Raw genomic sequence first — 24,485 nt, 5'->3', positions numbered from 1 at the left:
AGAGGAGGGTCTTTATGGCAACAAAACAAGTAACAATGCCCCAGTTAGGAGAAAGTGTCACTGAAGGGACGATTAGCAAATGGCTGATCCAGGCGGGAGATCATGTGAATAAATATGATCCGATCGCTGAAGTGATGACGGATAAGGTCAATGCAGAAGTGCCTTCTTCTTTTACAGGAACGATTAAAGAACTTGTAGCGGCCGAAGGAGATACGCTGGAGGTCGGAGCAGTGATGTGTTTGATGGAGGTAGAAGAGGCAGGCGGGGAGAAAGAAACGGTTCCGGCAGAGGAAACTGGCTCTGCTGCCGTAGAGACAGTCCAGGCGTCGGGAGAGAAAAACGAAAGCAAGGCCCGTTATTCACCGGCCGTGTTAAAGCTTTCCCAAGAGCATAATATCGATTTGACACAAGTAAGCGGATCTGGCAAAGGCGGAAGAATTACACGCAAGGATTTGCTAAAGCTCATTGAGTCCGGTGAAACCGTGCAGCCTCAGCCGCCGAAAGACGAACCGCGCACTGAAGTTCAAGAAAAGCCGATGAGGCAGGCGCCGCCAGTACCGGCAGCTTCTATGCCAGGCGATATCAGCATTCCGGTAAGCGGCGTCAGAAAGGCGATCGCTGCTAACATGGTGCGCTCTAAACAGGAAGTTCCGCATGCCTGGACCATGATGGAAGTAGATGTAACAAATTTAGTAGCCCGCCGCGATGCTTTAAAGGAGGAATTTAAGAAAAGGGAAGGATTTAACTTAACTTACTTCGCCTTCTTTGTGAAAGCCGTCGCCCAAGCGTTAAAAGAGTTTCCGCAAGTCAACTCCATGTGGGCGGGGGATGCGATCGTTCAAAAGAAAGAGATTAATCTTTCCATTGCTGTTGCGACAGACGATGCTTTGTTTGTACCCGTAATCAAACAGGCTGATGAGAAAACGATTAAAGGTATTGCCCGGGAAATTCATGAGCTCGCCGGCAAAGTCCGTTCCGGCACACTGAAAGCGGAGGATATGCAAGGCGGAACATTCACGGTGAATAACACCGGTTCCTTTGGCTCTGTTCAATCCATGGGAATCATTAATTATCCGCAGGCGGCGATTTTGCAGGTAGAGTCTATTGTGAAGCGCCCGGTTGTTATGCCAGGCGGCATGATTGCTGTGCGCGACATGGTAAACCTTTGTTTGTCGTTGGATCACCGCGTGCTTGACGGGCTTATTTGCGGCCGCTTCTTGCAGCGGGTAAAAGAAATTTTAGAGAGCATTTCTGAGGATACATCTGTATATTAAGCAAGCGAATAAAACGGGTCTGCTTCGGTTATATATCGAGGCAGACCCGTTTGTTATTTGTAACTTTTTTCAATAAAAAAAGTAAAGCTGAACAAGAAAGCAATAATGAAAGTCATCCCTGTTCCGATAGAAAATAGCTGGCGGCTTTCTGCTCCGGTTAATAGGTGAGCGCCTTGATTAATCAGTATATTAATAGCTGAAATCACAGCTGCAACGATGGCGCTGCTCATGCCCGCTTTCATACAGAAGAGAAAATGTTTCATGCCTCCTCCTTTGTAAATAAGCCATCTTCAAAAGATAAATTAACAGGCTCTTCTAACAGCTGGGCTGTTACCTCTAAGTTTGTGGTCGGTACATTGCGATCGACTTCTGCAAATTTAAAGCTGTCCATCCATACATGTCCTGTATTGGAGAGAATGACTCCAAAAGAAATGACTGAGCTTGTTTCCGGCACATCGAGCACAATGGAGTATAAATTCCAATTTGTGTTCCCGGTAATCGGCCGGTTGCTCATATTATCAAATTGCAGCACATCCCCTGCGGCATTATCGATCCTCATCCAAAGCCCGGCAAAGTGCTCGACCCTTTCTGTTTTCATGTAGGCGGATAGCTTCACACGCTTCCCGAGGAATTTATCAGCTTTAAATTGCTGCATCATTGTAGCGAATTCCTCTCCGCTTTGAACAGTTGCTGATTTTAAATAGCCAGAGCGGTTTCCTTGGTGAACAACGTTTGTATCTACCCCAATTTTATAATTAAAAGGATGGCTGCCGCTTAAAAACCAACCTTTTACCTCTTGCTGATTCCCCATTTGTTCTCCTCCCTTTTCAGTTAAAATGGTGCCTATCAATTTGCGGTATTGTCCTGGAGGCAGCTGATACTGTTTCTTAAAAGCCCTCGTAAACGATTCTTGCGTGCCAAATTGGAAGTCAAGCGCAATATTGATGATTGGCTCGTCTGTACAGCGCAGCACGGCTGCCGCCCGGGCAAGCCTTCGATTCCGGATATATTCAGCAGCAGTCATCCCGGTTCCTGTTTGAAACACGCGATGAAAATGATACAGGGAAAACCCGGCATAATCGGCGATCTGGGCGGCTGTTAGTTCATCTGTTAAGTGATCTTCAATAAAACGAATGGTTTCTTGCAGAACAGGCTGATAATTCATTGGGCTGTCCTCCTTTCATCAAAAGCATAACTAACTTTAGGGAAGGATTCTTGACTTTTTTTGCTGTTTTTAGAGAAGCGAGGCCATATTTTGGAGTTTTTGACCGTTTCTGACCGCATATAAGTCCATATAAAAAGCTGCCGGCATGCACCGGCAGCTTTCGTGCGGAATAGTTTATTTAAACAATCCGGCAATCCAGTCAACGATCGATTGTAAAAAATCGAGAATAGACTGAAGAATGCCTTTTCCTTCTTCGGAGTTTTTAAATTCATTCCATTTTTCTTTTGCTTTGTCGATTTGTTGATTCACTTGATCCCAATTAATATCAAGGTTTTTCATTTTATCGAACAGAGCAGCCAGCTGGTTGATTTGATCTTGTGTCAGCTGGATGTTGAGTTCATTTGAGACATTGTTAATGATCACTTTAATTTCTTGAATCGTCTGCGGATTTTCTTTAGCCACTTCTTCTTTAATGCGCTGAATTAATTCTGTTGCCTGCTGTTCGCCAATTTTATCGCCCAGCTTGGCTGTCGTCACCATTTCCTCATTCGCTACTTGTTTTTGTTCTTCCGGGATTTTTTCTCCGGTGGATGTTTCATACGCTTTAATCAGACCAGTCAATGCTGCTGTACCAGAGACTTCAAATGGAGCCGTAATATAAATATCTGCGTCTTTGATGCCTGCTGTTGATAGCGCATTTGCATACATTTCTTTAGATACCCAAGAAATGTTGTTCGTTTGAACATTGATTCCGTATCCTTTTTCTTTCATTGTAATTTTGCTGGATGAAATCGCTTTTGAACCAATTTGTGCTTTCGGTATATACTCACCTAAATATTTATGTTCTTCTGCATTTGAGACGGTGACTGTTGTCACATCATTCGGAACGTCCATCTCTGCTAAAAGCTGCTCTTTTTGAGCCGGTGATAAATTTTCGCCGAGAGTTACGATGACATCGCCGACAGCGCTGTCGGCTTGAGCCATCGTAGCAAAGCTTAAGAACAATACTCCCAACCACGCGAAGATTTTTCTCATTTTTTTCTCTCCTAATCCAATTTCCTTCTAAATGATGAAGGTAAAGATAGCATAGCACGTTATAAAAAAAATTTCACGGCTTAACCGTAAGAAAAGGAAGAAGAAGGAAAATACCTGCCTTTCACAGGCACAGTTCCTTGTGGGAATCTTTCTGTTTTTCTTTTTAGCGGCTCCTCATTGATTGCTTAGGGGGGTTCCGATAAAATAATACTAGAGAAAGATTTAGAATTTTTTAAGAAGTGCAATTTGAAACGAGACGAAGGGGAGGAAATTGCATGGACATTCAAGAAATGAAAGCCCAACGTTTTCCAAAAGTAACAGAACAGGATTGGGAAAAGGCGGCTGAAGCTTCATTGAAGGGAAAACCGCTGGCTGCTCTTCATACTGGCACGTATGAAGAGATTACGTTAAAGCCTTTATACGGACCGGCGGACAGGAGTCCGAATGTAGAGCAATATCCAGGCCTGTCCTTGTATACACGGGGTTTTTATAGTGGGGGATATATGGAGGTGCCATGGAAAAATGCCAACGTCATCAGGGCTGAAAACGGTGCAGATTTAAAGGGGAAATTGACGGCTGCTCTCCATGCAGGCCAAGATGCCATAGCATTTGAGGCAGAAGAAGCGGCTGCGCTGTCCTTTGCGGAATTTTCATCTCTGCCTTTAGAAGAGCATCCATTGTACATAGACGCTAAAGACCACTTTCTGGCGATCGCTTCCTTCTTGTTAAAGCAAAAACCAGACAAGCTGACTGGCGCAGCAGGAACAGATCTAATTTCCTTCTATGCGAAGCAAGGGCTGGTTCTGACTGAGCAAACGCTCGCTCTGCAAGCAGAAACAATGACAGAGCTGAAGAAAGCGTTTCCCGAATTAAAGACCATCCGCATTGATACGGTTCCTTATCATGAAGCTGGAGCTAATGCTTTTCAAGAAATCTCACTCGCATTAGCTGAAGCGGTGTTTTATATTGAATGGCTCAAGGAAGAAGGGTGGTCCCCGGAGGAAATAGCAGAGAGGATGTGCGTGCATTTCGCAATGGGTTCGCAGTTTTTTATGGAAACGGCGAAGCTGCGGGCCTTTCGTCAATGCTGGGCAACCCTGTGCGAAGCGTACGGCATTACAGGCAGCGCTGTGAAAGTGTCTATTGGCGCAGAAACGTCTTCTTTCACGTTGTCGAAGCTGGATAGTCATGTGAATATTCTGCGCACAGGAAGTGAAGCGTTTTCAGCTGTGCTTGGAGGAGTGGAGTATTTACAAGTAAGACCATTCGATGAGTTAAGCGGGACGCCCTCTTCTCTTGGGCAGCGAGTGGCCAAAAATATTCCGCTGATTTTAAAAAGTGAAGCCCATCTTGGAAAAGTGGCGGACCCGGCAGGAGGGTCGTATTATTTAGAATCTTTAACCGCCGAGTTGAGCCGTTTGGCCTGGGAGCACTTCACGGCGCTGGAAGAAGCGGGTGGAGTTATGTCATGTCTAAGATCCGGAAAGATTCAAAAAGAGCTGGCTGCTCTGCTGGAAAAGAGAAGCAGCGACTTGGCTGTCCGAAAAAAATCAATGGTTGGCACGAATATTTATGCTGATCTTACTGAATCAAAGCTAATTGAAAAGCCGGCGTTCTCCTTGCTCCCGGCTGAAAATGAAGCTGACGTATTACAAGATAGAATCAGCAAGATCAGCGAGACAACAACAATTGCTGAATTGCATGTCAAGAAGAGCGGCGACGGAATTATTCCGGTTAAATCCCAAAGACTGGCCGAGCCTTTCGAAAAATTAAGAGAAAAAGCAGAAAGAATCGGGGCAACGGCAGGGATTATTTGTTTAGGAACATTAAAAGAGTTTAAGCAACGGGCTGATTTTGTGACTGGCATGTTAGCTGCCGGCGGTCTTGCCGTCCAGTGGAGTGAAGGCTGCCAGACAGTTGAAGAAGCAGTTGAATTTGTGAAGGAAAGCGGCCTGTCCTATTATTGCATTTGCGGAAGAGATGAATCATACAATCAATTTGGCTCGCAGCTTGCCTCAACAATCAAGCAGAGGCATCCTGGCGTTCGACTAGACTTGGCAGGAAGACTTCCGGAAGAAGAGAAGACACAATGGCAGCAGGCCGGGCTGGATGGCTGGATTTACAGCGGCCAGAATCTGATTGAAAAAGCAATAGAACTGCTCGATCATTTGGAAGGAGTGTCAGCACATGAGTAAACCCGATTTTCAGCGATTTAGTCCAGCGGGCAAAGAGGCGTCCTTATCGTTTGCAGAATGGAAGGCGGCTTTCGAGCGCGAAATAAAGCAATCTTTTGATGAGCTGGCATTTGAAACAAATGAGCATATTCAGCTTCAGCTGCTTTATACGAAAGAGGCGCTCGCTAATATGGAGCATTTAGCGGATTTGCCCGGCGTGGCTCCTTACACACGCGGTCCTTACCCGACGATGTATGTCAATCGGCCATGGACGATCCGTCAATATGCCGGCTTTTCTACAGCTGAGGAAAGCAATGCTTTTTACCGCCGCAACCTGGCGATGGGACAAAAAGGGCTGTCTGTCGCTTTTGACTTGCCGACTCATAGAGGGTATGATTCCGATCACCCGCGGGTAGTTGGGGATGTAGGCAAGGCGGGGGTCGCTATTGATTCGGTTGAAGATATGAACATCTTATTTGACGGTATCCCGCTCGATCAGATGTCTGTATCGATGACAATGAACGGGGCTGTACTTCCGGTCATGGCATTCTACATTGTCGCTGCAGAAGAGCAGGGCGTTCCTTGTGAAAAGCTGTCAGGGACCATTCAAAATGATATTTTAAAAGAATACATGGTGAGAAATACTTATATTTACCCGCCGGAAGTTTCCATGCGGATCATTGCCGATATCTTTAAGTACACATCTGAACACATGCCGAAATTTAACAGCATCAGCATCTCCGGTTACCATATGCAGGAGGCGGGAGCACCGGCAGATATTGAGCTGGCTTACACGCTTGCTGACGGGCTTGAGTACGTCCGGACAGGACTGCAAGCCGGGATTGACATTGATTCTTTTGCTCCGCGCCTGTCGTTTTTTTGGGCGATTGGCATGAATTACTTTATGGAAGTGGCTAAAATGCGGGCTGCCCGCCGGATGTGGGCACAGCTCATGAAACCGTTTGACCCGAAAAACACTAAGTCTATGGCCTTGCGCACTCATTCGCAAACCTCCGGATGGAGCTTGACGGAGCAGGATCCGTTTAATAATGTGACGCGTACACTAATTGAAGCGCATGCCGCGGCCATGGGGCATACGCAATCGCTGCATACAAATGCTCTTGATGAAGCCATCGCTTTGCCGACAGATTTTTCTGCCCGTATTGCCCGCAATACCCAGTTGTATTTGCAGGAAGAAACGGGAATAACGAACGTAATCGATCCGTGGGCAGGGTCTTACTACGTAGAAGCGCTGACTCATGAGTTGATGGAACGAGCGTGGCAGCATATAGAAGAAGTGGAAGAGCTCGGGGGCATGACGAAAGCGATTGAAACAGGCTTGCCGAAAATGCGGATTGAGGAAGCGGCTGCGAGAAGGCAAGCGCAAATCGATTCTGGCAAAGAGACGATCATCGGGGTTAATCGCCACCGGCTGGTGAAAGAAGAGCCGATTGATATTCTTGACATTGATAATACGGCCGTTCGCCTCAAGCAAATTGAGCGATTGGAGCGTGTAAAAGCAGAGCGCGACAATGGTCAGGTGGAGGAAGCGTTAAAGGCGCTTACGCGAGCAGCTGAGACAGGAGAAGGGAATTTGCTGGCGCTCGCCGTAGCTGCTGCCAGAGCCAGGGCGACACTTGGAGAAATTTCAGATGCTATTGAACAAGTAAGTGGAAGGCATCAGGCCATTATCCGGTCGGTAAGCGGCATTTACAGCTCCCATTTCTCAGATGAAGAACAGATTGCTGAAGTAAAGCAAATGACGGAAGAGTTCAGTGAACAGGAAGGACGCCGTCCGCGTCTTTTGATTGCGAAAATGGGACAAGACGGCCATGATCGGGGAGCGAAAGTCGTTGCGACTGCTTATGCCGACTTAGGGTTTGATGTTGATATTGGCCCGCTGTTCCAAACGCCGGAGGAGACCGCCTTGCAAGCAGTAGAAAACGATGTTCATGCGATTGGGGTCAGTTCGCTGGCAGCCGGGCATAAAACCCTGCTTCCCGCTTTAATTGCTGAGCTGAAGAAGCTGGGCCGGGAGGATATTATCGTTTTTATCGGCGGAGTTATTCCTGCCCAGGATTATGAATTTCTCCGCGCAAACGGAGCGGCGGGCATTTTCGGACCTGGAACGGTGATTCCGGTTTCTGCTAAAAAGATTCTGGAGGAAATTTACCGCCGGCTCGGTTATGAGGAAGTGGAAGATTGATGGGAAAAGACGAGCAGCTGCCGAACAACGAGTCTTCCCTTCATGTGAGAAAAGGAGTGGCTTCTTCCCATGATGGCTTCGCTTCTGCAAGGAAAAAAAAGTTTCGAAAAAAAGAGGAACAGCTGCCAGCTGCTAAAGAACTTGCTGAGAAGGTAAGGGCGGGCGAGCGAAAAGACTTGGCTAGAGCCATTACATTTATCGAAAGCAATTCGAAAAGCCATTATGTTTATGGCCAGGAGCTTCTCCAGCAGCTGCTGCCTTATACGGGCCGAGCCATTCGTATTGGCATTACTGGTGTTCCAGGGGCCGGCAAGAGTACGTTTATTGAAGCGTTTGGCCATATGCTGTGCGAGAGTGGGCTGAAAACAGCTGTTCTGGCTATTGACCCCAGTTCCTCCATCTCCGGCGGAAGCATTCTCGGCGACAAAACAAGGATGGAATCGTTGGCGAAGCATCCGAATGGATTTATTCGCCCGTCTCCTTCCGGCGGCACGCTCGGAGGAGTGCATCGAAAAACGAGAGAAACGATGCTGCTCTGCGAGGCAGCCGGCTTCGAGGTGATTCTAGTTGAAACGGTCGGCGTCGGCCAAAGTGAATTCATTGTACGCAGCATGGTTGATTTCTTTCTGCTGATTGTACTGACAGGAGCGGGCGATGAACTGCAGGGAATGAAGAAGGGAATCATGGAGCTGGCTGATGCCATCGCTGTCAACAAAGCTGACGGCAATAACAAACCGTTGGCGGAAAAAACAAAACGGGAATTTAATCAGATTCTTCATATGCTGCAGCCGGCCACAAAAGGCTGGGAATCAAAGGCTTATACATGCTCGGCAATCAAGCGTGAAGGGATCAGTGAATTGTGGACAGTCATTCAGGAATTCGAGAAAAAAACGAAAGCGGCGGGGACATTTGAAGAACGGCGCCGGCTGCAAACGAAAGAATGGCTCCATGCCCTTATAGTGGAACAGCTGAAAACGGATTTCTATCAGCATCCTTATGTGGCCAGCCATCTGGCGAAAGCAGAAAAACAAGCAATGACCGGCGATATAACACCAGCCCAAGCGGTGGCTGAGTTGTTCTCCCACGTTTATGCACATGATCAGTAAGCTAAATTAAAAAAGGCTGATACTCTAAGAGTATCAGCTTCAAGGTAGGGAGTTTAGGGGTATGGATCTAGTTGCTTTATTCATTTTCCCCGGCTGAGCATTTTTAAACCACTATAGGAAAAAATTAAATAGATTATTTGAAAACCTTGCGCTGTTAGCTTATCATAAGGATACACGAAAGTGGATAAAGGAGTGGTATAAATGAATATGGACTTTAATTTTCTAATGAATGATGTCGTTCGCCAAGCACGTGAGGAAATCACGGCTGCTGGATATACACAGCTTCAAACACCCGAAGAAGTGGAAGAAGCATTTGCCAAAAAGGGAACAACGCTCGTCATGATTAACTCTGTGTGCGGCTGTGCCGGCGGTATTGCCCGTCCAGCGGCTGCCCATTCAATTCACAACGATAAGCGGCCAGATCATCTTGTCACCGTTTTTGCCGGACAGGATAAAGAAGCCACAGCCAAAGCACGCAGCTATTTTGTTGGCTACCCGCCATCTTCCCCATCTTTTGCGCTTCTCAAAGATGGAGAGCTATGTACAATGGTGGAACGCCATGAAATTGAAGGGCATGATCCAATGTCTGTTGTGCAAAAACTGCAAGAGGCTTTTGACAAATACTGCGAAGAAGTGTAAATATATAATGAAACCTTGTCATTGAGATGGCAAGGTTTTCTTTCACTACAAATTGATTTTTCAATTCAGGAGACTCGTATGTTCAAAATAGGATATCGGACAGCAAAAACAGCTGTCGGCACAACTGCGGCTATTATCATTTCCCAATGGATCGGCCTTGAAAACTTTGTATCCGCCGGGATTATTACGATCCTATGCATTCAAAACACGAAGAAAAAGTCCTTGCATGCGGCACGGAGCCGTTTTTTGGCATGTGCCGTGGCGATGATTTTTTCCTTTGTCTTTTTTGAGGGCATCGGCTATTATGCACCCGTCGTGGGGCTGTTGCTTTTATTTTTCATCCCGACACTTGTGGCTATTCAGCTGAAGGAAGGCGTCGTTACGAGCAGTGTCATCATCCTCCATATTTTTTCGGCCGGCCAAGTAACGAAAGAGCTGATTCTCAATGAATTTTATATTATTACGATCGGTATTGGCGTGGCCTTGCTGATGAACCTTTATATGCCCAGTGTAGAGAAGAGACTTTATACCCTGCAAGAAGAAATTGAGAAGAACTTTACAGCCGTTTTTCATGAAATAGCCTTGTATTTGCGAAACAAGGACCATATGTGGGATGGAAAAGAGATTGTTCAGACGGAAAAGCTGCTTAAAGAAGGAAAAATGTTGGCTTTCCAAAATGTAGAAAACCACCTGCTAAGGGATGATAAAGTATTTTACAGTTATTTCGTCATGAGAGAAAAGCAATTTAATATCATTGAGCGGATTTTAGGGATTGTGACATCGATTTCCCATCAAGTAAAGGCCGCGCTGGTGCTTGCTGATTTTATGGATATCTTAAGCACTCGCATTCACCCGGGCAATACGGCGCTGGTTCATTTAAAAAAGCTATATGATTTAAAGGCGGAAATTGATCAGATGGGCTTGCCCGATACACGGGAAGAGTTTGAAGCAAGGGCGGCCCTTTTTCAATTTATTAAGGAAATGGAAGAGTATTTGCTGATTAAAAGCTCTTTTAAAGGCTTGAAAAAAGAGAAGACGGCCGGACAAAAAAAGCAGCCAGCACACGGCATAGAGTGAGCTGGCTGCTTTTTTGATGCTACAAAAACATAGATAACCCGAAAAACAAGGTGGAAACGAGCATTGTTAGCAACATAATGTAAATGATTGTCTTCTGAAATGCTTTATTTCTCATAAAGGCGTATACGCTCCTTTTGCTATTCCGAACAGGACGCTTTATTTATATCTATCATAGCGGTTTTCTCTTTAAATCTCAAGTTGAATGGCCGGGACAAAAGCAGTGAAAAAGAAGGGATTTTCGAACTTTTAGCGAATTTTACACATGATTTAGTTCTTTTCGAAAAGGAGGCCATTACAGTGAACAGTGTGGATCATATTGGCATTGCAGTCCGTTCACTTGAGGAAACGCTGCCTTTTTATACCGAGCAGCTGGGACTTGCATTCATCAAGATGGAAGAAGTAGCTTCAGAGCAGGTGAAAGTCGCATTTATTGATGGAGGAAATGTAAAGTTTGAATTACTTGAACCGATGAGCAATGAAAGCGCTATAGCGAAGTTTATTGAAAAACGAGGACAAGGGATTCATCACGTGGCCTTTAAAGTAACAGACATTAACAAGCGCATCCAGGAGATCAAGGAGAACGGCATCCGCATGATCAATGAAACACCAAAGCTGGGCGCTGGGGGAGCAGAAGTTGCTTTTATGCATCCTAAATCAGCGCATGGCGTACTATTTGAGCTTTGTGACAAGAGCAAGACGGAAGGGGACAAACATTCACTATGACAACTCCAGATATCTTCACAAGCATTAATGAATTATATGACAGACGCAGAGAGGTTGAACTTGGCGGCGGTGATGAACGAATCGAAAAGCAGCATGAAAAGGGAAAACTGACAGCCCGGGAGCGGATTAACCTGCTGTTGGACCCGGACACTTTTGTGGAAATCAATCCGTTTATTGAACACCGCAGTACATATTTTGGGTTAGAGGATGTAAAAGGACCGGGTGATGGCGTAGTAACAGGCTACGGAAAGGTAAACGGCCGCCCTGTTTATTTATTCTCCCAGGACTTTACCGTTTTTGGCGGCGCATTAGGGGAAATGCATGCCAAAAAAATAGCCAACGTCATGGATCTTGCTGCTAAAAATGGCGCACCATTTATCGGACTGAACGATTCCGGAGGAGCCCGCATTCAAGAAGGTGTGGTTTCACTTGATGGCTACGGACATATCTTTTATCGCAATGCTATTTATTCAGGGGTAATCCCGCAAATTTCCGTCATTATGGGGCCATGTGCCGGCGGCGCCGTTTATTCGCCGGCGATTACCGATTTTGTGTTCATGGTGGATCAGACGAGCCAAATGTTTATTACTGGACCGAAAGTGATTGAAACAGTCACAGGAGAGAAAATTTCTTCTGAAGACCTCGGCGGATCGAAAGTGCATAATGCCATTAGCGGAAATGCGCATTTCCGCGGCAGTTCCGAAGAAGAAGTGCTGAAAATGGTTCGTGATTTACTTACTTATTTGCCGCAAAACAATGAAGACAAGCCGCCGGCAGCCACTTATTCTACAGAAGACGATTACCGCAAGGACATGACCGACATTGTTCCTTTTGACGGGCTTCGTCCTTATGATGTAAGAAAGGTGATCGAACAGGTAGTAGATGAGAATTCATTCATGGAAGTGCAAGCGGAATTTGCCAAAAATATCGTCGTTGGCTTTGCCCGTTTAAAAGGGGAGGCGGTAGGTCTTGTCTGCAACCAGCCAAAGTTTATGGCTGGAGGGCTTGATATTGATTCATCCGATAAAGCAGCCCGGTTTATCCGTTTTTGCGATTCTTTTAACATCCCTTTAATCACCTTTGAAGACGTATCCGGCTTTTTTCCAGGCGTCAAGCAGGAGCATGGAGGAATCATCCGTCACGGGGCAAAAATTTTATACGCTTATTCCGAAGCAACTGTTCCGAAGATTACAGTGATTTTGCGGAAAGCCTACGGTGGGGCCTATGTCGCGTTAAATAGCAAGTCGATCGGCGCAGACCTGGTGTTTTCTTGGCCGAACGCGGAAATTGCTGTTATGGGTCCGCAGGGAGCGGCCAATATTATTTTCGCCAAAGAGATTGCCAACAGCGAGAATCCGGAAGAAACAAGAGCCAAGAAAATTGAAGAATACCGAGAGAAATTTGCTAATCCTTATGTAGCGGCCGCACACGGTATGGTGGATGATGTCATTGATCCGCGGGAAACAAGAATCAAGCTCATCCAGGCACTGGAAATGATGAGGACGAAAAAAGAAGAGCGGCCAAAGAAAAAACACGGCAACATCCCGCTTTGATTGCATTCCCCATCTGGAAGCTTTAAGCACCAGGTGGGGGTTTTGCCATGTGAAAGATTTGGAATTGACCGGTGGAAGGAGTATACTGAAAATGGATAAAAGCAGGGAGGTACATAATAAAATGATTAATAAAGAACGATTGGTAAATGAATTTCTTGAGCTTGTTCAAATTGATTCCGAAACGAAAAATGAAGCAGCCATCGCTAAAGTGCTGACGAGTAAGTTTGAAGCGCTCGGTGTACAGGTGTATGAAGACGATTCTGCCGCTGTTACCGGTCACGGAGCGGGAAATTTAATTTGCACGCTAGAAGCAACAAAAGACGGAGTAGATCCTATTTATTTCACTTCTCATATGGATACAGTCGTACCTGGCGCAGGTGTAAAACCAAGCATTGAAAACGGCTATGTGGTTACTGATGGAACGACGATTCTTGGCGCAGACGACAAAGCAGGGCTTGCTGTTATGCTTGAGTTGGTGAAAGTATTAAAAGAGCAAAAGTACAAACACGGCATGATTCAATTTATTATCACAGCAGGAGAAGAATCAGGGCTTGTCGGGGCAAAAGCGATGGACCCTTCTCTCGTAAAAGCAAAATTCGGCTATGCGCTAGACAGTGACGGCACAGTGGGCAATATTATTGTGGCAGCACCGACACAAGCAAAAATCAAAGCAGAAATTTTCGGGAAAACTGCCCATGCCGGTGTTGCTCCTGAAAAGGGAGTGTCTGCTATTACTATGGCGGCCAAAGCGATTGCCAAAATGCCGCTTGGCCGGATTGATGAAGAAACGACAGCCAATATCGGCCGTTTCGAGGGCGGACAGGCAACAAATATCGTCTGTGACTACGCCTCTGTTTTAGCGGAAGCGCGCTCACTGGTTCCGGAGAAAATGGAAGTACAAGTAAACAAAATGAAGGAAGCATTTGAACAAACTGCAGCAGAAATGAACGGACGGGCAGAAGTGCAAGTACAAGTGATGTATCCGGGATTTAAATTTGGCGAGGGAGATCACGTGGTGGAAGTGGCCAAAAAAGCAGCCGAGCGAATTGGCCGTCCAAGCCAATTATTAACAAGCGGCGGAGGAAGCGATGCCAATGTGATTGCCGGCTTCGGCATTCCAACAGTGAATTTGGCTGTTGGCTATGAGGAGATACACACCAAAAATGAAAGAATGCCAATTGAAGAGCTGATTAAGCTGGCTGAAATGGCTACTGCCATTGTAGCGATTGCTGCAGAAGAAGAATGAGAGAAGAGCAAAAGAAGGTGTTTGTATGCAGCTAATAGATAAAGTGGTCATCTTTGAAAGCGGCCGGGAAGAATATGCTATTTCGATACAATCTATTATTTCTATAGAAAAGGTGGAATTTGTCAATCCGATTCCTCTTATGCCTGCTTATATGAGAGGAGTAACTAAAGCGAGGGGAGAGCTTATTCCAGTCATTGATTTTGAAGCGGTTCTCTACCGTCGGCCTCTTAAGGAATCAGAGAATGCGCGCCTGCTTGTCGTCCAAACAGAAGCGATGCCGCTCGGCTTTTTAGTAAAGGAAGCCAAGGAAATTATCGATATTCCGCCGGATTCCCTGAAGCAGCTCGGAATTGCCGCTTATGAGAAAACAAGGTACTTCACAGGAATTGCGGCTTTTTCCGAACGGATGATAACCATGATTGACCCGGATATCCTCGTCTCCTCGCTTGAAGGAATGAAAGATATTCAGGAGTATATGAAAAGCAACCGGGCTCCCTCTGTTTAACTAGCATGTTCAGGTGATAATTTTCTTTATTTGTACAGATTATGCCGCGCTTTTTCACATGCAGATGATGGGTTTGCAGAAAGCATGCCGGTGAATGCAAGGCAAATAAGGGGCCGTCCAATCAGTCTCTAAAATCAAAAAGGTGGAGAAAAAACCTCATTTTTCTCCGCTTTTTTTGATTGATAAGGTCTTTGATATGGCCGAATCGACTTTCTTCGCTGCTTGCAGATAGTGGTCTAGACTCCTTCCGGTCCGCCTGTTTTTAAGAAGAAAAAGAGGCTGTCCCGCAAAGTCATTGTTCATGACCTTGCGAGACAGCCCTTTGTTTGTTAATTCATTGTTTTTTCAGCTTCTAAAATGGCTTCTTTCAAGATGCTTACAAGTTCATTCACTTCTTGCTCATTAATGACGAGCGGCGGAGCAAATACAATTGTATCTGACTCACCGAAAGTGACTGTGCGCAAAATGAGTCCGCGCTTTCTTGCTTCAGTAATAATATAAGGAGCAAGCTTTTCTGAAAAACGTTCGTTTGTTTCCTGATCTTTAACAATTTCCAAGGCGCCGATTAAGCCGAGAAAGCGAACTTCGCCGACAATCTTCGTTTCTGATTGAAGGGCTGTCAACTTTTCGTGAAGCAGTGCCCCCATCTCCTTGGAGTTTTGGACAAGATTTTCTCTTTCCATGATTTCAATGTTCTTTAAGCCGACCGCACAAGCCGTTGGGTGGCCGCTATACGTAAATCCATGCAAGAGGGTGCCCTCAGAGAATTTGATAAAATCCTGATGGATATGATCGCGGACAACGACGGCGCCGAGCGGAATATAGCCGCTGGAAATGCCTTTTGCAAGCAGCATCACATCAGGAACGATTCCCCAATGCTCACAAGCAAACATTTTTCCCGTCCGGCCAAATCCGGTAATTACTTCATCGGCAATTAATAAAATGTTGTACTCATCACAAATTTGACGAATTTCCTGGAAGTAACCGTCCGGCGGAATATTTACCCCTCCGGCTCCTTGAACAGGTTCAGCGATAAAGGCGGCGATAGTATCGGCTCCTTCTGCTTCAATCGTTTTTCTTAGCGCCTCCGGCGAGAACGATTCTGTATGAACAAATCCAGCAGCGAGAGACGTAGTCATATGGTGAAAGTCTTTAATGCCGGTGGCGCTTGTAGAACCGACCGCCACACCATGATAAGCACGTTCGCGCGAGATAATTTTTGTTTTGTTCGGCTGGCCTTTGATTTTCCAGTAATGACGCACAAGCTTGTAGGATGTATCGTTTGATTCAGAGCCGCCTGAAGTAAAGAAGACGGCATTTAAATCACCCGGTGTCATTTCTGCTACTTTTGCAGCTAAGCGGATCGCCGGCTCATTGCTGAAAGTGGCGAAGCTTGAAGCAAATGCAAGGGTTTCCAATTGTTCTTTTGCTGCTTCCGCCAGTTCTGTCCGTCCATAACCAACGTTTACGTTCCAAAGGGAAGCCATGCCTTCAATATATTTTTTGCCGTTAATGTCTGTTAAGTAGACACCTTTTCCTTCTTTAAAGATAATCGCCGGGCCATTTTCCTGCTGCTCTTTAATAGAAGACGTCGGATGGATAAAGTGTTTTTTATCAAGCTCTGCTAATTCATTAGTTAACGTTTCGTGCACCGACATTTTCATTCACCCCACTGTTCGATAATTCCGGTTTTGCCGGAGAAGTCTTTTTAAACAAGAAATAAAAGCCGACGACCCACCAAGCAAGTGTAATGATCCATTCGTAAGGCCAGATGAGTGCCGATGGCATGCCAGGCATGTACAAGATGATAAAGCCAATCGTTAAAACAAAGGAAGACCAGCCGATGACATTACTTTTGCCTGCCCGGAATGGACGCTCTAACTCCGGTTTATTCTTGCGAAGCCATAAGAAGGAAACAGATACCATAAAGTAAGCAAGTACGATAGCCAGGCCTCCAGCATCAACAAACCAGACAAGTGCCGGACGTCCAAGCAATGGGCTAAGCGTAGATAGAAGCCCGATAACTAAGATAGCGTTTGAAGGTGTTTTGTATTTTGGATGGATTTTACCAAACCATGCCGGAAGTGCCCCGTCTTGTGCCATCGCATACATGATCCGGCTCCCGCCAATAATGAACGCATTCCAGCTTGTGAGAATACCAGCGATTCCGCCAAGGATTAAGATTTTGGCAAACAGCGGAGAGCCAAAAGCCGCGCCCATTGCATCTGCTGTCGCAAGAGATGAAACCTTCAATTCATTTGGTCCAAGACTTAGAGAGACACCGTAAATAATTAATACATACCATAAAACAGCGAAACTTACAGATAGGATAATAATTTTGCCAATCGCTTTCATCGGAATGTTCATCTCTTCGGCCACTTGCGGGATAACGTCAAATCCGACAAAAAGGAAAGGAGTCATAATCATAACGCCCATGACACCAGCCATGCCGCCAACGAACAGCGGATCCATGTTTTGAATTTCGCCGCCTCCGAATGTGGAGCCGAATACTAGCATTAAGCCGATAGCTGTCAAAAGCAACGTCAATACAATTTGCAAAAAGGCAGCTTGTTTGACGCCAATCCAGTTGATAATTGTGACAATAATAGAGCCGGCCATTCCGATGGCTGCCCAAGAAAAGTAAACGTCCCAGCCGCCGAGTGTCCATAAGTAACCGGCTTGGTAATTAGGAAATATATATTCCACTACTGTAGGCAAAGCAACTGCTTCAAATGCTACAACCGAAATATATCCAAGCAGAAGCGCCCAAGCAACAATAAAGGCGGCTTTCATGCCGAGCGTTTCTTTAAGAAAGTGATAAGCACCGCCTGTCTTCGGGAAAACCGTTGTCATTTCTGCATAAGTCAAACCTACACAAATAACGAGAATTCCCCCGAGAAGAAAGGCGATAATAGAGCCGATTGACCCAGCTTTCAAGATCCAGTCGCCTGATAAGACGACCCAGCCCCAGCCGATCATCGCGCCAAAAGCCAGCACGAGTACATCGACCCTGGACAATACTTTGTTAAAATCTTGTTGTTTTTCCATTGCGAACAACCTCCTGTTGAATACCTAAACCTCCCCAATCCCCATTTGTTGCTGTTTAATTTAGAATTTTTAGTTTTTTTAGTATAATAAAAGCCAGCAGTAATCAGCCTGACAAAATACAGACTGGTACGCACTGGCTTCTTGACTGCTGGAACAATTCTGGCAGGAAAAGTGAGCAGACTAAACAGTTTTTTCATGGAATTGACTAAAAATTATTTATAAGGAGAGGCTTGTTTAATGACAGTTTATAATATTGAAAAAAATTTGTAAATAAATTTTCGAAATTATTTAATGAATAATAATTTTTGATCAAATGTCTTGACAACACTTTCGGGAGAATGCATGTTCTTTTTTCTGTTTCGTTGTATAATAAAAAAAGAAGAATCAGAGATCGAAACTTAAAGCAGGAAGTGGATCAATTTGGAAAGCTTTTATCCGAAAAACGGCCGTGTTGTCCTGCACGTCGACATGAATAGTTTTTATGCTTCAGTGGAGATAGCTCATAACCCTTCTTTACGGGACCTGCCGCTTGCTATCGCCGGAAAACCGGAGGAGCGGAAAGGGATTATCGTTACTTGCAGCTATGAAGCAAGAACCTTTGGCGTAAAAACAACTATGACTGTTTGGGAGGCAAAAAAGCTTTGTCCGAACTTAATTATTTTGCCCCCGAACTTTGAGCGTTATCGGGGGGCTTCGCGAGAAATATTCCATATTCTCCGCCGGTATACTCCGCTTGTGGAGCCTGTATCGATAGATGAAGGTTATTTAGATATAACAAGCAGTTATGCGCTTGGCACACCGCTTGCTATTGCCGAGCTGATTCAGCAAGAGCTTCTTGAGCGGCTGATGCTGCCGTGCAGTATAGGAATAGCTCCAAATAAGTTTTTGGCTAAAATGGCTTCAAATATGAAAAAACCGCTCGGGATTACCGTGCTGAGAAAGCGGGAGGTGCCAGCTGTTTTATGGCCGCTTCCCGCAGTTGCCATGCATGGCGTCGGTGAGAAAACAGCCGATAAACTCGCCGGCTTGGGGATTATGACGATTGGGGATTTGGCGCAGGCGAGTGATCATGTGCTCAAAAACCGGTTAGGGATCAGGGGAATCCAGTTAAAAGAACGTGCCAACGGCATAGACAGACGCAAAGTCGATCCCGAAGCTGCTAACGATTTTAAAAGCGTTGGCCAGTCGATTACCTTGCCAAAGGACGAGACAAAGCAGCAGGAGCTTCTTCGGGTGCTCCTCCAGCTTTCTGAAAGGGTCGCTGTCCGTTTGCAAAGAAAAAAGGTGCTTGGCGAATCGCTCAGTGTTATGATTCGCTATAAAGACTGGAAGACGATTACGCGCAGCAAAAAGCTGTCTGGACCAATAGAAAAGGCAGAGGATATTTTTGCGGAAGCGAAACAGCTATTTTTGAAGAACTGGAGTGGAAACGGCATTCGTCTGCTTGGTGTCACCTTATCGGATCTTACCGAAAAGGAACAGGCTGATGTGCAGCTTGATTTATTTTCGTATGAGCAGGAAGCTAAAAAAGCTTTATTAGCGGAAACGTTGGACAGATTGGATAAAAAGTACGGAGAGGGCGTTATTCAGCCGGCAAGCAAAAAGAAACCGGCTGGCAAAGAAGCCGCGCCGGATCTGGATGGCAAAAAGAGCGAATAGTTTGCCGGTGGAGTGGAGCAGCGGTTCATCAAGGCTGTTCGCCTTCAAGCGTGAAGAGCTGCTTAATTTGCCGTTTAAGGGTCAAGAGAGGGCTGTCCTTTTCCATTTGCTCTTCATCATTCAGCCAAATGCCGTCTTTATCAATTGCAGATGAATGGGCGATCACTAGGCCGATGTTTGTTTCGGAGTCATTGCTTTCGACAACAACATAGGGAATTTTGTATTGAATGGCCAGTTGAATATAGGGGACTAAGTACAGGTAGTCGAGGTCGCTGTTTAAGCGCATTTCTCCTTCGCGAATAAGCGAGACCCACTTCTCCACTTCTTCTTTTCCCTGCCTTTTATAAATCTGTTTGGCTGTAAGTGCTCCTTCAATCCGCCCTCTTTCTGTCCCTAAGTACTTTTTCATTCCGTCAGAAAGGGGATGTGCCGATGTTGTGAAAGCGGATGTTAGTCTTTTCAGAATCCCAACCTCCCTTTTGTATAGACAGCATGTTATTTTTAATACCCTTAAATGCTGCAGGATAACGTTTTTTTGATGGGTTGCTAATTTTTTTAAGGAAGTGAATTGCATGGATATTTTATTTTTAGGAACCGGGGCAGGAGTGCCAGGAAAGTTGAGAAATGTCAGCTCGTTGGCGCTTCGGATGCTAAATGAAAGAGGGGCCATCTGGCTGTTCGACTGTGGGGAAGCGACACAGCATCAAATTTTACATACATCTTTAAAGCCGAGGCGAATTGAAAAGATATTTATTACCCATTTGCATGGGGACCATATCTTTGGCTTGCCGGGCCTTTTGGGCAGCCGGTCGTTTCAGGGCGGGGAACTGCCGCTTACAGTATACGGCCCTAAAGGAATAGAAGAATTCTTGCGTACCGCACTCCGTGTCAGCGGCACGAGGCTGCGATATGAACTTAATATAGTAGAAATGGATGAAGGACTTATTTTTGAAGACCATCATATGGCAGTGGAAGCCCGCCGGCTCGATCATGGGATAGATTCATACGGGTACCGCCTTCAGGAAAAAGATAAACCAGGCATTCTGCTCGTTGATGAGCTGAAAAAAGATGGAGTGCCCCCAGGCCCTTTATACAAGGAGATTAAAGAAGGGCGTCCGGTCACTTTAGAGGACGGCCGCTTGATTGATCCGAAGAAGTACACTGGAGCGCCGCAAAAAGGGAAGACTATTGCGATTCTTGGCGACACAAGACCTTGTGAGGCTGCTGTGGCACTTGCCAAGGAAGCGGATTTGCTGATTCATGAAGCGACTTTTTCGGCAGAAACTCCGAGCATGGCCCATGACTACTTTCATTCTACGACGGTTCAGGCCGCTGAAATTGCTAAACAAGCTGGGGCTAAAACGCTTATTCTTAATCATATCAGTTCCCGGTATACGAAAGAAGAAGAGGGGATGTTAAAGCAGGAAGCTGAAGCCGTTTTTGTGCCGGTTGTCCTTGCTCATGATTTAATGGAGTTTTTTATTTGACGTTTTGATCACCGATTGCCCGGCAGGAGAATTCTTTTTAGCTTTACATTTAAGAGCGTCAACTTTTTTCCCGGAGCACCGAAAGTGAAAAAGTCTGTTTTCATTAAGCATGCGGCTTAACGAAAACAGACTTTTTAGTTACCAGCCTCGTTCGTACTGAACAGGCGGTTCAATTTCTGTTTTTAATTCGATGGCTGCCCGGCGCGGCCAGTGCGGATCACGCAGCAGCTCACGGCCGAGAAAAATCAAATCTGCCCGGTCATTTCGCAAAATCTCCTCCGCCTGCAGAGGGGAAGAAATCATGCCGACAGCACCGACAGGAATATCTGCTCCGTGTTTTATTGTTTCAGCAAATGGGACCTGATAGCCTGGAAAAACAGGAATCTTCGCCGGAACGACGGCCCCGGAGCTGACATCAATTAAATCGACATCCCATTCTTTCAGCTGCTTGGCTATTTCGCTGTAGTCTTCCGCTTGAAGGCCATTTTCATGGTAATCACTCGCGGAGATACGAACAAACAGCGGGCCGTTCCACACATTTCGAACAGACTGAATAATTTCTTTTAAAAAGCGGAGCCGGTTTTCTGGACTGCCTCCATATTCATCTTCCCGGTGATTCGTTAGCGGGGAAAGAAATTCATTAATTAAATATCCATGTGCCCCGTGAAGCTCAATCACATCAAAGCCGGCTTCTTTTGCCCGTCTTGCTCCTTCGGCAAACGCTTCAATTGTTCTCTTAATATCTGCTGTTGTCATTTCTTTAGGCATTTTCATTGTCTCATCGAATGCCAATGCTGTAGGGGCAAGGATATCTCCGCGGACCTCGGATTTGCGCCCGGCGTGAGCCAGCTGAATACCGATTTTTGCCCCGTGGGCTTGAACGAGGGAAACGAGCCTTTGAAGCCCCGTTAAGTGCTCATCGCTCCATATTCCAAGGTCTTGCTCGGAAATGCGCCCTTCAGGAGTAACAGCGGTTGCCTCTACGATAATCAAGCCGACTTGGCCGACAGCCCGCGCCGGGTAGTGGACAAGGTGCCAATCGTTGACTTTTCCGTCTTCTGCGGCTGAGTACATGCACATCGGTGACATAACAATCCGGTTCTTTAAAGTGACATCTTTGATTGTATACGGTTCGAATAATTTTCTTGCCATTGGAATCCTCCTTCAATGTCTGCCAAATTCCATTATAGCAAGGCTGTTTCGGGAGCCAAAATAATTGGCTTATTGTTTGATCGGACTTTGATAAGGAAGGCCAAGACGCTTAGACTGGGCGGTTGCTTCCACAATACAGTCGACAAAGGCCTGCTTGACTTTTTCAGCTTCTAAAATCCGAATGCCGGCTTCTGTCGTGCCGCCTGGGCTTGTTACGCCCTTGCGCAGCTGTTCGGCTTTTCCTTCAGAAGCAGATAGCATCTCTGCAGCTCCGAGGAGTGTTTGGATAATAAGCGGCTTTGCTGTTTCTTTCTCCAGGCCGATTGCTTCGGCCGCCTGCTCCATCGCTTCAGCTACATAGTAAATATAGGCAGGCCCGCTTCCGGAAAGCCCTGTTACCGCATCGAGCTGCTCTTCCTTCACGATTTTTGTCAGTCCGATCGAAGAAAACAGTGCAAGGGCGGCAAGCTTCTGCTCCTCTGTGACATATTTATTAAGAGCGATAGCGGTCGCTGATTTTCCGACAGCTGCCGATGTATTTGGCATGGCTCGGACAACGGCAAAAGGCCGGCCCGCTTCTTGTTCAATAAAACGGGTAGTTACCCCTGCCATCAGCGTAATAATCAAAGAGGAAGGGGAGAGGTGAGCATTAATTTTCTTTAAGGCTTCCCGGGCATCCTTTGGTTTCACGGCTAATACGACGATATGGCTGTCTGAAAGGATGGCTTCCGTTTCGTAGCTGGTGTGAATGCCATATCGGGCTTTAAGTTCTTGAAGTCTGCCTTCATCCGCTCGGTTGGTTGCATAAATATCGCCGGCAGCCAAAGCGCCGCTTGAAATAGCGCCCGAAATCATTGCTTCCGCCATGGAGCCAGCACCGATAAATGTTGTTTTCATCTGAACATCCTCCTTTAATGAAATAAGTCGATAAAATAAAAAACACCCCTCCGCCCTCAAATAAAGGACGAAAGGGTGTTTGCTTCCGTGGTACCACCTTTGTTTGCGAAAATAACTTTCCGCACACTCTGACCCGATAACGCGGGGTTTGCGTTAGGTTTTCCTAAAGGCTCAAAAGGCAGGTTCAATAAAAAAGAGGGTGATGGAGCTTTTCAGCCGGCGGGCTCCATTCTCTGGCACCATTTTTTATTTACTGATCCTTTTTCATCGCGCATATATTTTTAGCATGTTCTTTTCACTATTTATAGTTTGAATTATATGTGATTATGCATAAAAACACCTTATCTGTCAAGCGCCTACAAGTGCAAATAAAAGAACATTTCTCGGCTATGTTGTGTGAAAATAATGACAAATCTGTGTCAAACAGCTAAAATGAATAAAAGATTATTTTTTTGGAATAAAGATCTATTAAGTGAAAATTGCTTAAGAGGTTCCGAGCTGGGTGAAAAGATGTACAGTTCACCAGCTTAATGTTTATTATTATGCAGGCAGGTGTTTATTTTATGAATGTGGAAAGTTTTGGCGATATTATAAAAATTACGCTGCCGACTCCTTTTCCGGTCGGCGATGTGAATGTTTTTCTAGTAAAAGGCGATCGTTTAACATTAATAGATGCTGGAGTAAAGACGGCTGCTTCCTTTGAAGCGTTTACGTCGGGGCTGTCTGAGATCGGCTATACGGTTGGTGATATTGAACAAGTCGTCGTAACTCATCATCACCCTGATCATATTGGGCTCTTAGATTTTCTTCCGGAGGGCATCGAGATCATCGGCCATCGTTACTGCAGCGGTTGGCTGACAAAAGATGAACAATTACTGCAGAAAAACTCCGTGTTTTTCCGTGATCTTTTTTTGCAATGCGGGTTGCCTCCGGAAGCAGAAGGAATGCTCAGCAAGATACAAGCGCCTCTGAAATTCAGCTGCGAAAACAGCACTCTGACGACAGCTGTCCAAGAGGGGGACGAGCTGCCAGGGCTGCCGGGCTGGCGCATTTTTGAAACACCTGGTCATGCTCAAAGCCACCTTGCCTTTTTTCGGGAACAAGACGGTTCTTTACTTGCAGGCGACCATATTTTGGCAACGATTTCTTCTAACCCGCTGCTTGAACCGCCGCTTATCCCGGGGACCGATCGTCCGCGGCCGCAGCTTCAGTATAATGATTCACTGAGGAAGATGATGGAGCTTCCGGTTGATACGGTTTATACGGGGCATGGGAAAGAAGTGAGGAATATCGTTCCGCTCATTACCCGCCGCCTGGAACGCCAGCATGAACGGGCGCTTTCTGTTAAAGAAATGCTGAAAGAAAAGCCGCTCACTGCTTTTGAAGTATGCCAGCGCCTCTTTCCGGCTGTTTATAAAAAAGAGCTGGGTTTAACGATGTCAGAAACGGTAGGCCAGCTGGATTATCTGCTTCATATTGGCCAAGCCGGCACAGAGAAGAATGAGCAAGGTGTATCGTTGTATTTTCCTCTATGAAAGG

General features: G+C 45.9%; 22 protein-coding genes and 1 other annotated feature. Of the genes, 13 read left to right on the top strand and 9 right to left on the bottom strand.

Translation table 11 applies throughout. The features are described from left to right. The first annotated feature begins 14 nt into the window (after positions 1-14). Complete coding sequence (locus B1A98_RS04610) at positions 15-1,274, top strand: dihydrolipoamide acetyltransferase family protein (protein WP_063385597.1); 1,260 nt, start codon at positions 15-17, stop codon at positions 1,272-1,274. A 53-nt stretch (positions 1,275-1,327) separates the two neighbouring features. Here B1A98_RS04610 and B1A98_RS04605 read toward each other — a convergent pair whose 3' ends face one another. From B1A98_RS04605 to B1A98_RS04595, 3 genes are all read right to left on the bottom strand, one after another. Then, positions 1,328-1,537 (bottom strand): hypothetical protein, encoded by a 210-nt coding sequence (locus tag B1A98_RS04605; RefSeq protein ID WP_063385598.1) that lies wholly within the window; start codon positions 1,535-1,537, stop codon positions 1,328-1,330. Next, positions 1,534-2,439 (bottom strand): helix-turn-helix domain-containing protein, encoded by a 906-nt coding sequence (locus B1A98_RS04600; protein ID WP_063385599.1) that lies wholly within the window; start codon positions 2,437-2,439, stop codon positions 1,534-1,536. Before B1A98_RS04600 ends, B1A98_RS04605 begins: the two co-directional genes overlap by 4 nt. A gap of 174 nt (positions 2,440-2,613) precedes the next feature. Further along, positions 2,614-3,474 (bottom strand): DUF1002 domain-containing protein, encoded by an 861-nt coding sequence (locus B1A98_RS04595; RefSeq protein WP_041097111.1) that lies wholly within the window; start codon positions 3,472-3,474, stop codon positions 2,614-2,616. A 275-nt stretch (positions 3,475-3,749) separates the two neighbouring features. Here B1A98_RS04595 and B1A98_RS04590 point away from each other — a divergent pair, with 275 nt between their 5' ends. The 5 genes from B1A98_RS04590 to B1A98_RS04570 all read left to right on the top strand — a co-directional run bounded on the left by B1A98_RS04590 (position 3,750) and on the right by B1A98_RS04570 (position 10,676). Further along, positions 3,750-5,669 (top strand): methylmalonyl-CoA mutase family protein, encoded by a 1,920-nt coding sequence (locus B1A98_RS04590; protein WP_063385600.1) that lies wholly within the window; start codon positions 3,750-3,752, stop codon positions 5,667-5,669. Next, positions 5,662-7,854, top strand: a complete 2,193-nt coding sequence (gene scpA, locus B1A98_RS04585; protein WP_063385601.1) for a methylmalonyl-CoA mutase — start codon at positions 5,662-5,664, stop codon at positions 7,852-7,854. Before B1A98_RS04590 ends, scpA begins: the two co-directional genes overlap by 8 nt. Beyond that, entirely contained in the window at positions 7,854-8,960 is a 1,107-nt protein-coding gene (meaB, locus tag B1A98_RS04580; protein ID WP_063385602.1) for a methylmalonyl Co-A mutase-associated GTPase MeaB, read from the top strand. The genes scpA and meaB overlap by 1 nt, the downstream gene beginning before the upstream one ends. A gap of 201 nt (positions 8,961-9,161) precedes the next feature. Continuing rightward, positions 9,162-9,599: a BrxA/BrxB family bacilliredoxin gene (locus B1A98_RS04575; protein ID WP_041097104.1), complete on the top strand. Its 438-nt coding sequence runs from the start codon at positions 9,162-9,164 to the stop codon at positions 9,597-9,599. 78 nt (positions 9,600-9,677) lie between these two features. After that, positions 9,678-10,676 (top strand): aromatic acid exporter family protein, encoded by a 999-nt coding sequence (locus B1A98_RS04570; RefSeq protein WP_063385603.1) that lies wholly within the window; start codon positions 9,678-9,680, stop codon positions 10,674-10,676. Between the two features lie 19 nt (positions 10,677-10,695). Here the strand turns inward: B1A98_RS04570 and prli42 are convergent, their stop codons facing one another. Next, positions 10,696-10,791 carry a stressosome-associated protein Prli42 gene (prli42, locus tag B1A98_RS20875; protein ID WP_156136600.1) on the bottom strand — a complete coding sequence of 32 codons (96 nt, stop codon included), beginning with the start codon at positions 10,789-10,791 and terminating at the stop codon, positions 10,696-10,698. Between the two features lie 182 nt (positions 10,792-10,973). On the opposite strand from prli42, the gene mce reads away from it, so the two are divergent. The 4 genes from mce (at position 10,974) to B1A98_RS04550 (ending at position 14,703) form a co-directional block, all read left to right on the top strand. Beyond that, positions 10,974-11,399, top strand: coding sequence for a methylmalonyl-CoA epimerase (gene mce / locus B1A98_RS04565; protein WP_087903739.1), 426 nt, complete (start codon positions 10,974-10,976; stop codon positions 11,397-11,399). Continuing rightward, on the top strand, positions 11,396-12,952 hold the full coding sequence (locus B1A98_RS04560; RefSeq protein WP_063385604.1) for an acyl-CoA carboxylase subunit beta: 1,557 nt from the start codon (positions 11,396-11,398) through the stop codon (positions 12,950-12,952). Before mce ends, B1A98_RS04560 begins: the two co-directional genes overlap by 4 nt. A gap of 121 nt (positions 12,953-13,073) precedes the next feature. Then, positions 13,074-14,198, top strand: a complete 1,125-nt coding sequence (locus B1A98_RS04555) for a M20/M25/M40 family metallo-hydrolase (protein WP_063385855.1) — start codon at positions 13,074-13,076, stop codon at positions 14,196-14,198. A gap of 25 nt (positions 14,199-14,223) precedes the next feature. Next, positions 14,224-14,703, top strand: a complete 480-nt coding sequence (locus B1A98_RS04550) for a chemotaxis protein CheW (RefSeq protein WP_063385605.1) — start codon at positions 14,224-14,226, stop codon at positions 14,701-14,703. Between the two features lie 329 nt (positions 14,704-15,032). On the opposite strand, the gene B1A98_RS04545 is transcribed toward B1A98_RS04550, so the two are convergent. Continuing rightward, positions 15,033-16,361, bottom strand: coding sequence for an aminotransferase family protein (locus B1A98_RS04545; protein ID WP_063385606.1), 1,329 nt, complete (start codon positions 16,359-16,361; stop codon positions 15,033-15,035). Continuing rightward, a complete protein-coding gene (locus B1A98_RS04540; protein ID WP_063385607.1) occupies positions 16,336-17,751 on the bottom strand; it encodes an APC family permease in 1,416 nt (471 codons plus the stop codon). The genes B1A98_RS04545 and B1A98_RS04540 overlap by 26 nt, the downstream gene beginning before the upstream one ends. 420 nt (positions 17,752-18,171) lie before the next feature. Here B1A98_RS04540 and B1A98_RS04535 point away from each other — a divergent pair, with 420 nt between their 5' ends. Next, entirely contained in the window at positions 18,172-19,410 is a 1,239-nt protein-coding gene (locus B1A98_RS04535; protein ID WP_063385608.1) for a DNA polymerase IV, read from the top strand. Between the two features lie 28 nt (positions 19,411-19,438). Here B1A98_RS04535 and B1A98_RS20365 read toward each other — a convergent pair whose 3' ends face one another. Then, positions 19,439-19,819, bottom strand: a complete 381-nt coding sequence (locus B1A98_RS20365; protein WP_158286015.1) for a DUF1694 domain-containing protein — start codon at positions 19,817-19,819, stop codon at positions 19,439-19,441. Between the two features lie 163 nt (positions 19,820-19,982). Here B1A98_RS20365 and rnz point away from each other — a divergent pair, with 163 nt between their 5' ends. Continuing rightward, complete coding sequence (rnz, locus tag B1A98_RS04525; protein WP_063385610.1) at positions 19,983-20,897, top strand: ribonuclease Z; 915 nt, start codon at positions 19,983-19,985, stop codon at positions 20,895-20,897. 138 nt (positions 20,898-21,035) lie between these two features. Here the strand turns inward: rnz and namA are convergent, their stop codons facing one another. Continuing rightward, positions 21,036-22,049, bottom strand: a complete 1,014-nt coding sequence (gene namA, locus B1A98_RS04520; protein ID WP_063385611.1) for an NADPH dehydrogenase NamA — start codon at positions 22,047-22,049, stop codon at positions 21,036-21,038. A gap of 69 nt (positions 22,050-22,118) precedes the next feature. Then, on the bottom strand, positions 22,119-22,946 hold the full coding sequence (proC, locus tag B1A98_RS04515; protein WP_063385612.1) for a pyrroline-5-carboxylate reductase: 828 nt from the start codon (positions 22,944-22,946) through the stop codon (positions 22,119-22,121). Positions 22,947-23,006: 60 nt separating this feature from the next. Continuing rightward, positions 23,007-23,223, bottom strand: a binding site (T-box leader). Positions 23,224-23,509: 286 nt separating this feature from the next. On the opposite strand from proC, the gene B1A98_RS04510 reads away from it, so the two are divergent. Then, entirely contained in the window at positions 23,510-24,481 is a 972-nt protein-coding gene (locus tag B1A98_RS04510; protein ID WP_063385613.1) for an MBL fold metallo-hydrolase, read from the top strand. The last annotated feature ends 4 nt before the right edge of the window (positions 24,482-24,485 follow it).

It is taken from the genome of Pseudobacillus badius (assembly GCF_002189605.1).
GTDB lineage: Bacteria > Bacillota > Bacilli > Bacillales > Domibacillaceae > Pseudobacillus > Pseudobacillus badius.
This window is presented reverse-complemented; position numbering and strand designations above follow the sequence as displayed.

Bases quoted from the DNA above. Each gene is read 5' to 3' on its own strand.
- namA (WP_063385611.1), bottom strand. From the start codon at position 22,049: ATGGCAAGAAAATTATTCGAACCGTATACAATCAAAGATGTCACTTTA.
- B1A98_RS04545 (WP_063385606.1), bottom strand. From the start codon at position 16,361: ATGTCGGTGCACGAAACGTTAACTAATGAATTAGCAGAGCTTGATAAA.
- B1A98_RS04540 (WP_063385607.1), bottom strand. From the start codon at position 17,751: ATGGAAAAACAACAAGATTTTAACAAAGTATTGTCCAGGGTCGATGTA.
- B1A98_RS04510 (WP_063385613.1), top strand. From the start codon at position 23,510: ATGAATGTGGAAAGTTTTGGCGATATTATAAAAATTACGCTGCCGACT.
- prli42 (WP_156136600.1), bottom strand. From the start codon at position 10,791: ATGAGAAATAAAGCATTTCAGAAGACAATCATTTACATTATGTTGCTA.
- B1A98_RS04550 (WP_063385605.1), top strand. From the start codon at position 14,224: ATGCAGCTAATAGATAAAGTGGTCATCTTTGAAAGCGGCCGGGAAGAA.
- B1A98_RS04560 (WP_063385604.1), top strand. From the start codon at position 11,396: ATGACAACTCCAGATATCTTCACAAGCATTAATGAATTATATGACAGA.
- B1A98_RS04555 (WP_063385855.1), top strand. From the start codon at position 13,074: ATGATTAATAAAGAACGATTGGTAAATGAATTTCTTGAGCTTGTTCAA.
- B1A98_RS20365 (WP_158286015.1), bottom strand. From the start codon at position 19,819: ATGAAAAAGTACTTAGGGACAGAAAGAGGGCGGATTGAAGGAGCACTT.
- B1A98_RS04605 (WP_063385598.1), bottom strand. From the start codon at position 1,537: ATGAAACATTTTCTCTTCTGTATGAAAGCGGGCATGAGCAGCGCCATC.
- proC (WP_063385612.1), bottom strand. From the start codon at position 22,946: ATGAAAACAACATTTATCGGTGCTGGCTCCATGGCGGAAGCAATGATT.
- B1A98_RS04600 (WP_063385599.1), bottom strand. From the start codon at position 2,439: ATGAATTATCAGCCTGTTCTGCAAGAAACCATTCGTTTTATTGAAGAT.
- scpA (WP_063385601.1), top strand. From the start codon at position 5,662: ATGAGTAAACCCGATTTTCAGCGATTTAGTCCAGCGGGCAAAGAGGCG.
- B1A98_RS04610 (WP_063385597.1), top strand. From the start codon at position 15: ATGGCAACAAAACAAGTAACAATGCCCCAGTTAGGAGAAAGTGTCACT.
- rnz (WP_063385610.1), top strand. From the start codon at position 19,983: ATGGATATTTTATTTTTAGGAACCGGGGCAGGAGTGCCAGGAAAGTTG.
- B1A98_RS04590 (WP_063385600.1), top strand. From the start codon at position 3,750: ATGGACATTCAAGAAATGAAAGCCCAACGTTTTCCAAAAGTAACAGAA.
- B1A98_RS04575 (WP_041097104.1), top strand. From the start codon at position 9,162: ATGAATATGGACTTTAATTTTCTAATGAATGATGTCGTTCGCCAAGCA.
- B1A98_RS04570 (WP_063385603.1), top strand. From the start codon at position 9,678: ATGTTCAAAATAGGATATCGGACAGCAAAAACAGCTGTCGGCACAACT.
- meaB (WP_063385602.1), top strand. From the start codon at position 7,854: ATGGGAAAAGACGAGCAGCTGCCGAACAACGAGTCTTCCCTTCATGTG.
- B1A98_RS04595 (WP_041097111.1), bottom strand. From the start codon at position 3,474: ATGAGAAAAATCTTCGCGTGGTTGGGAGTATTGTTCTTAAGCTTTGCT.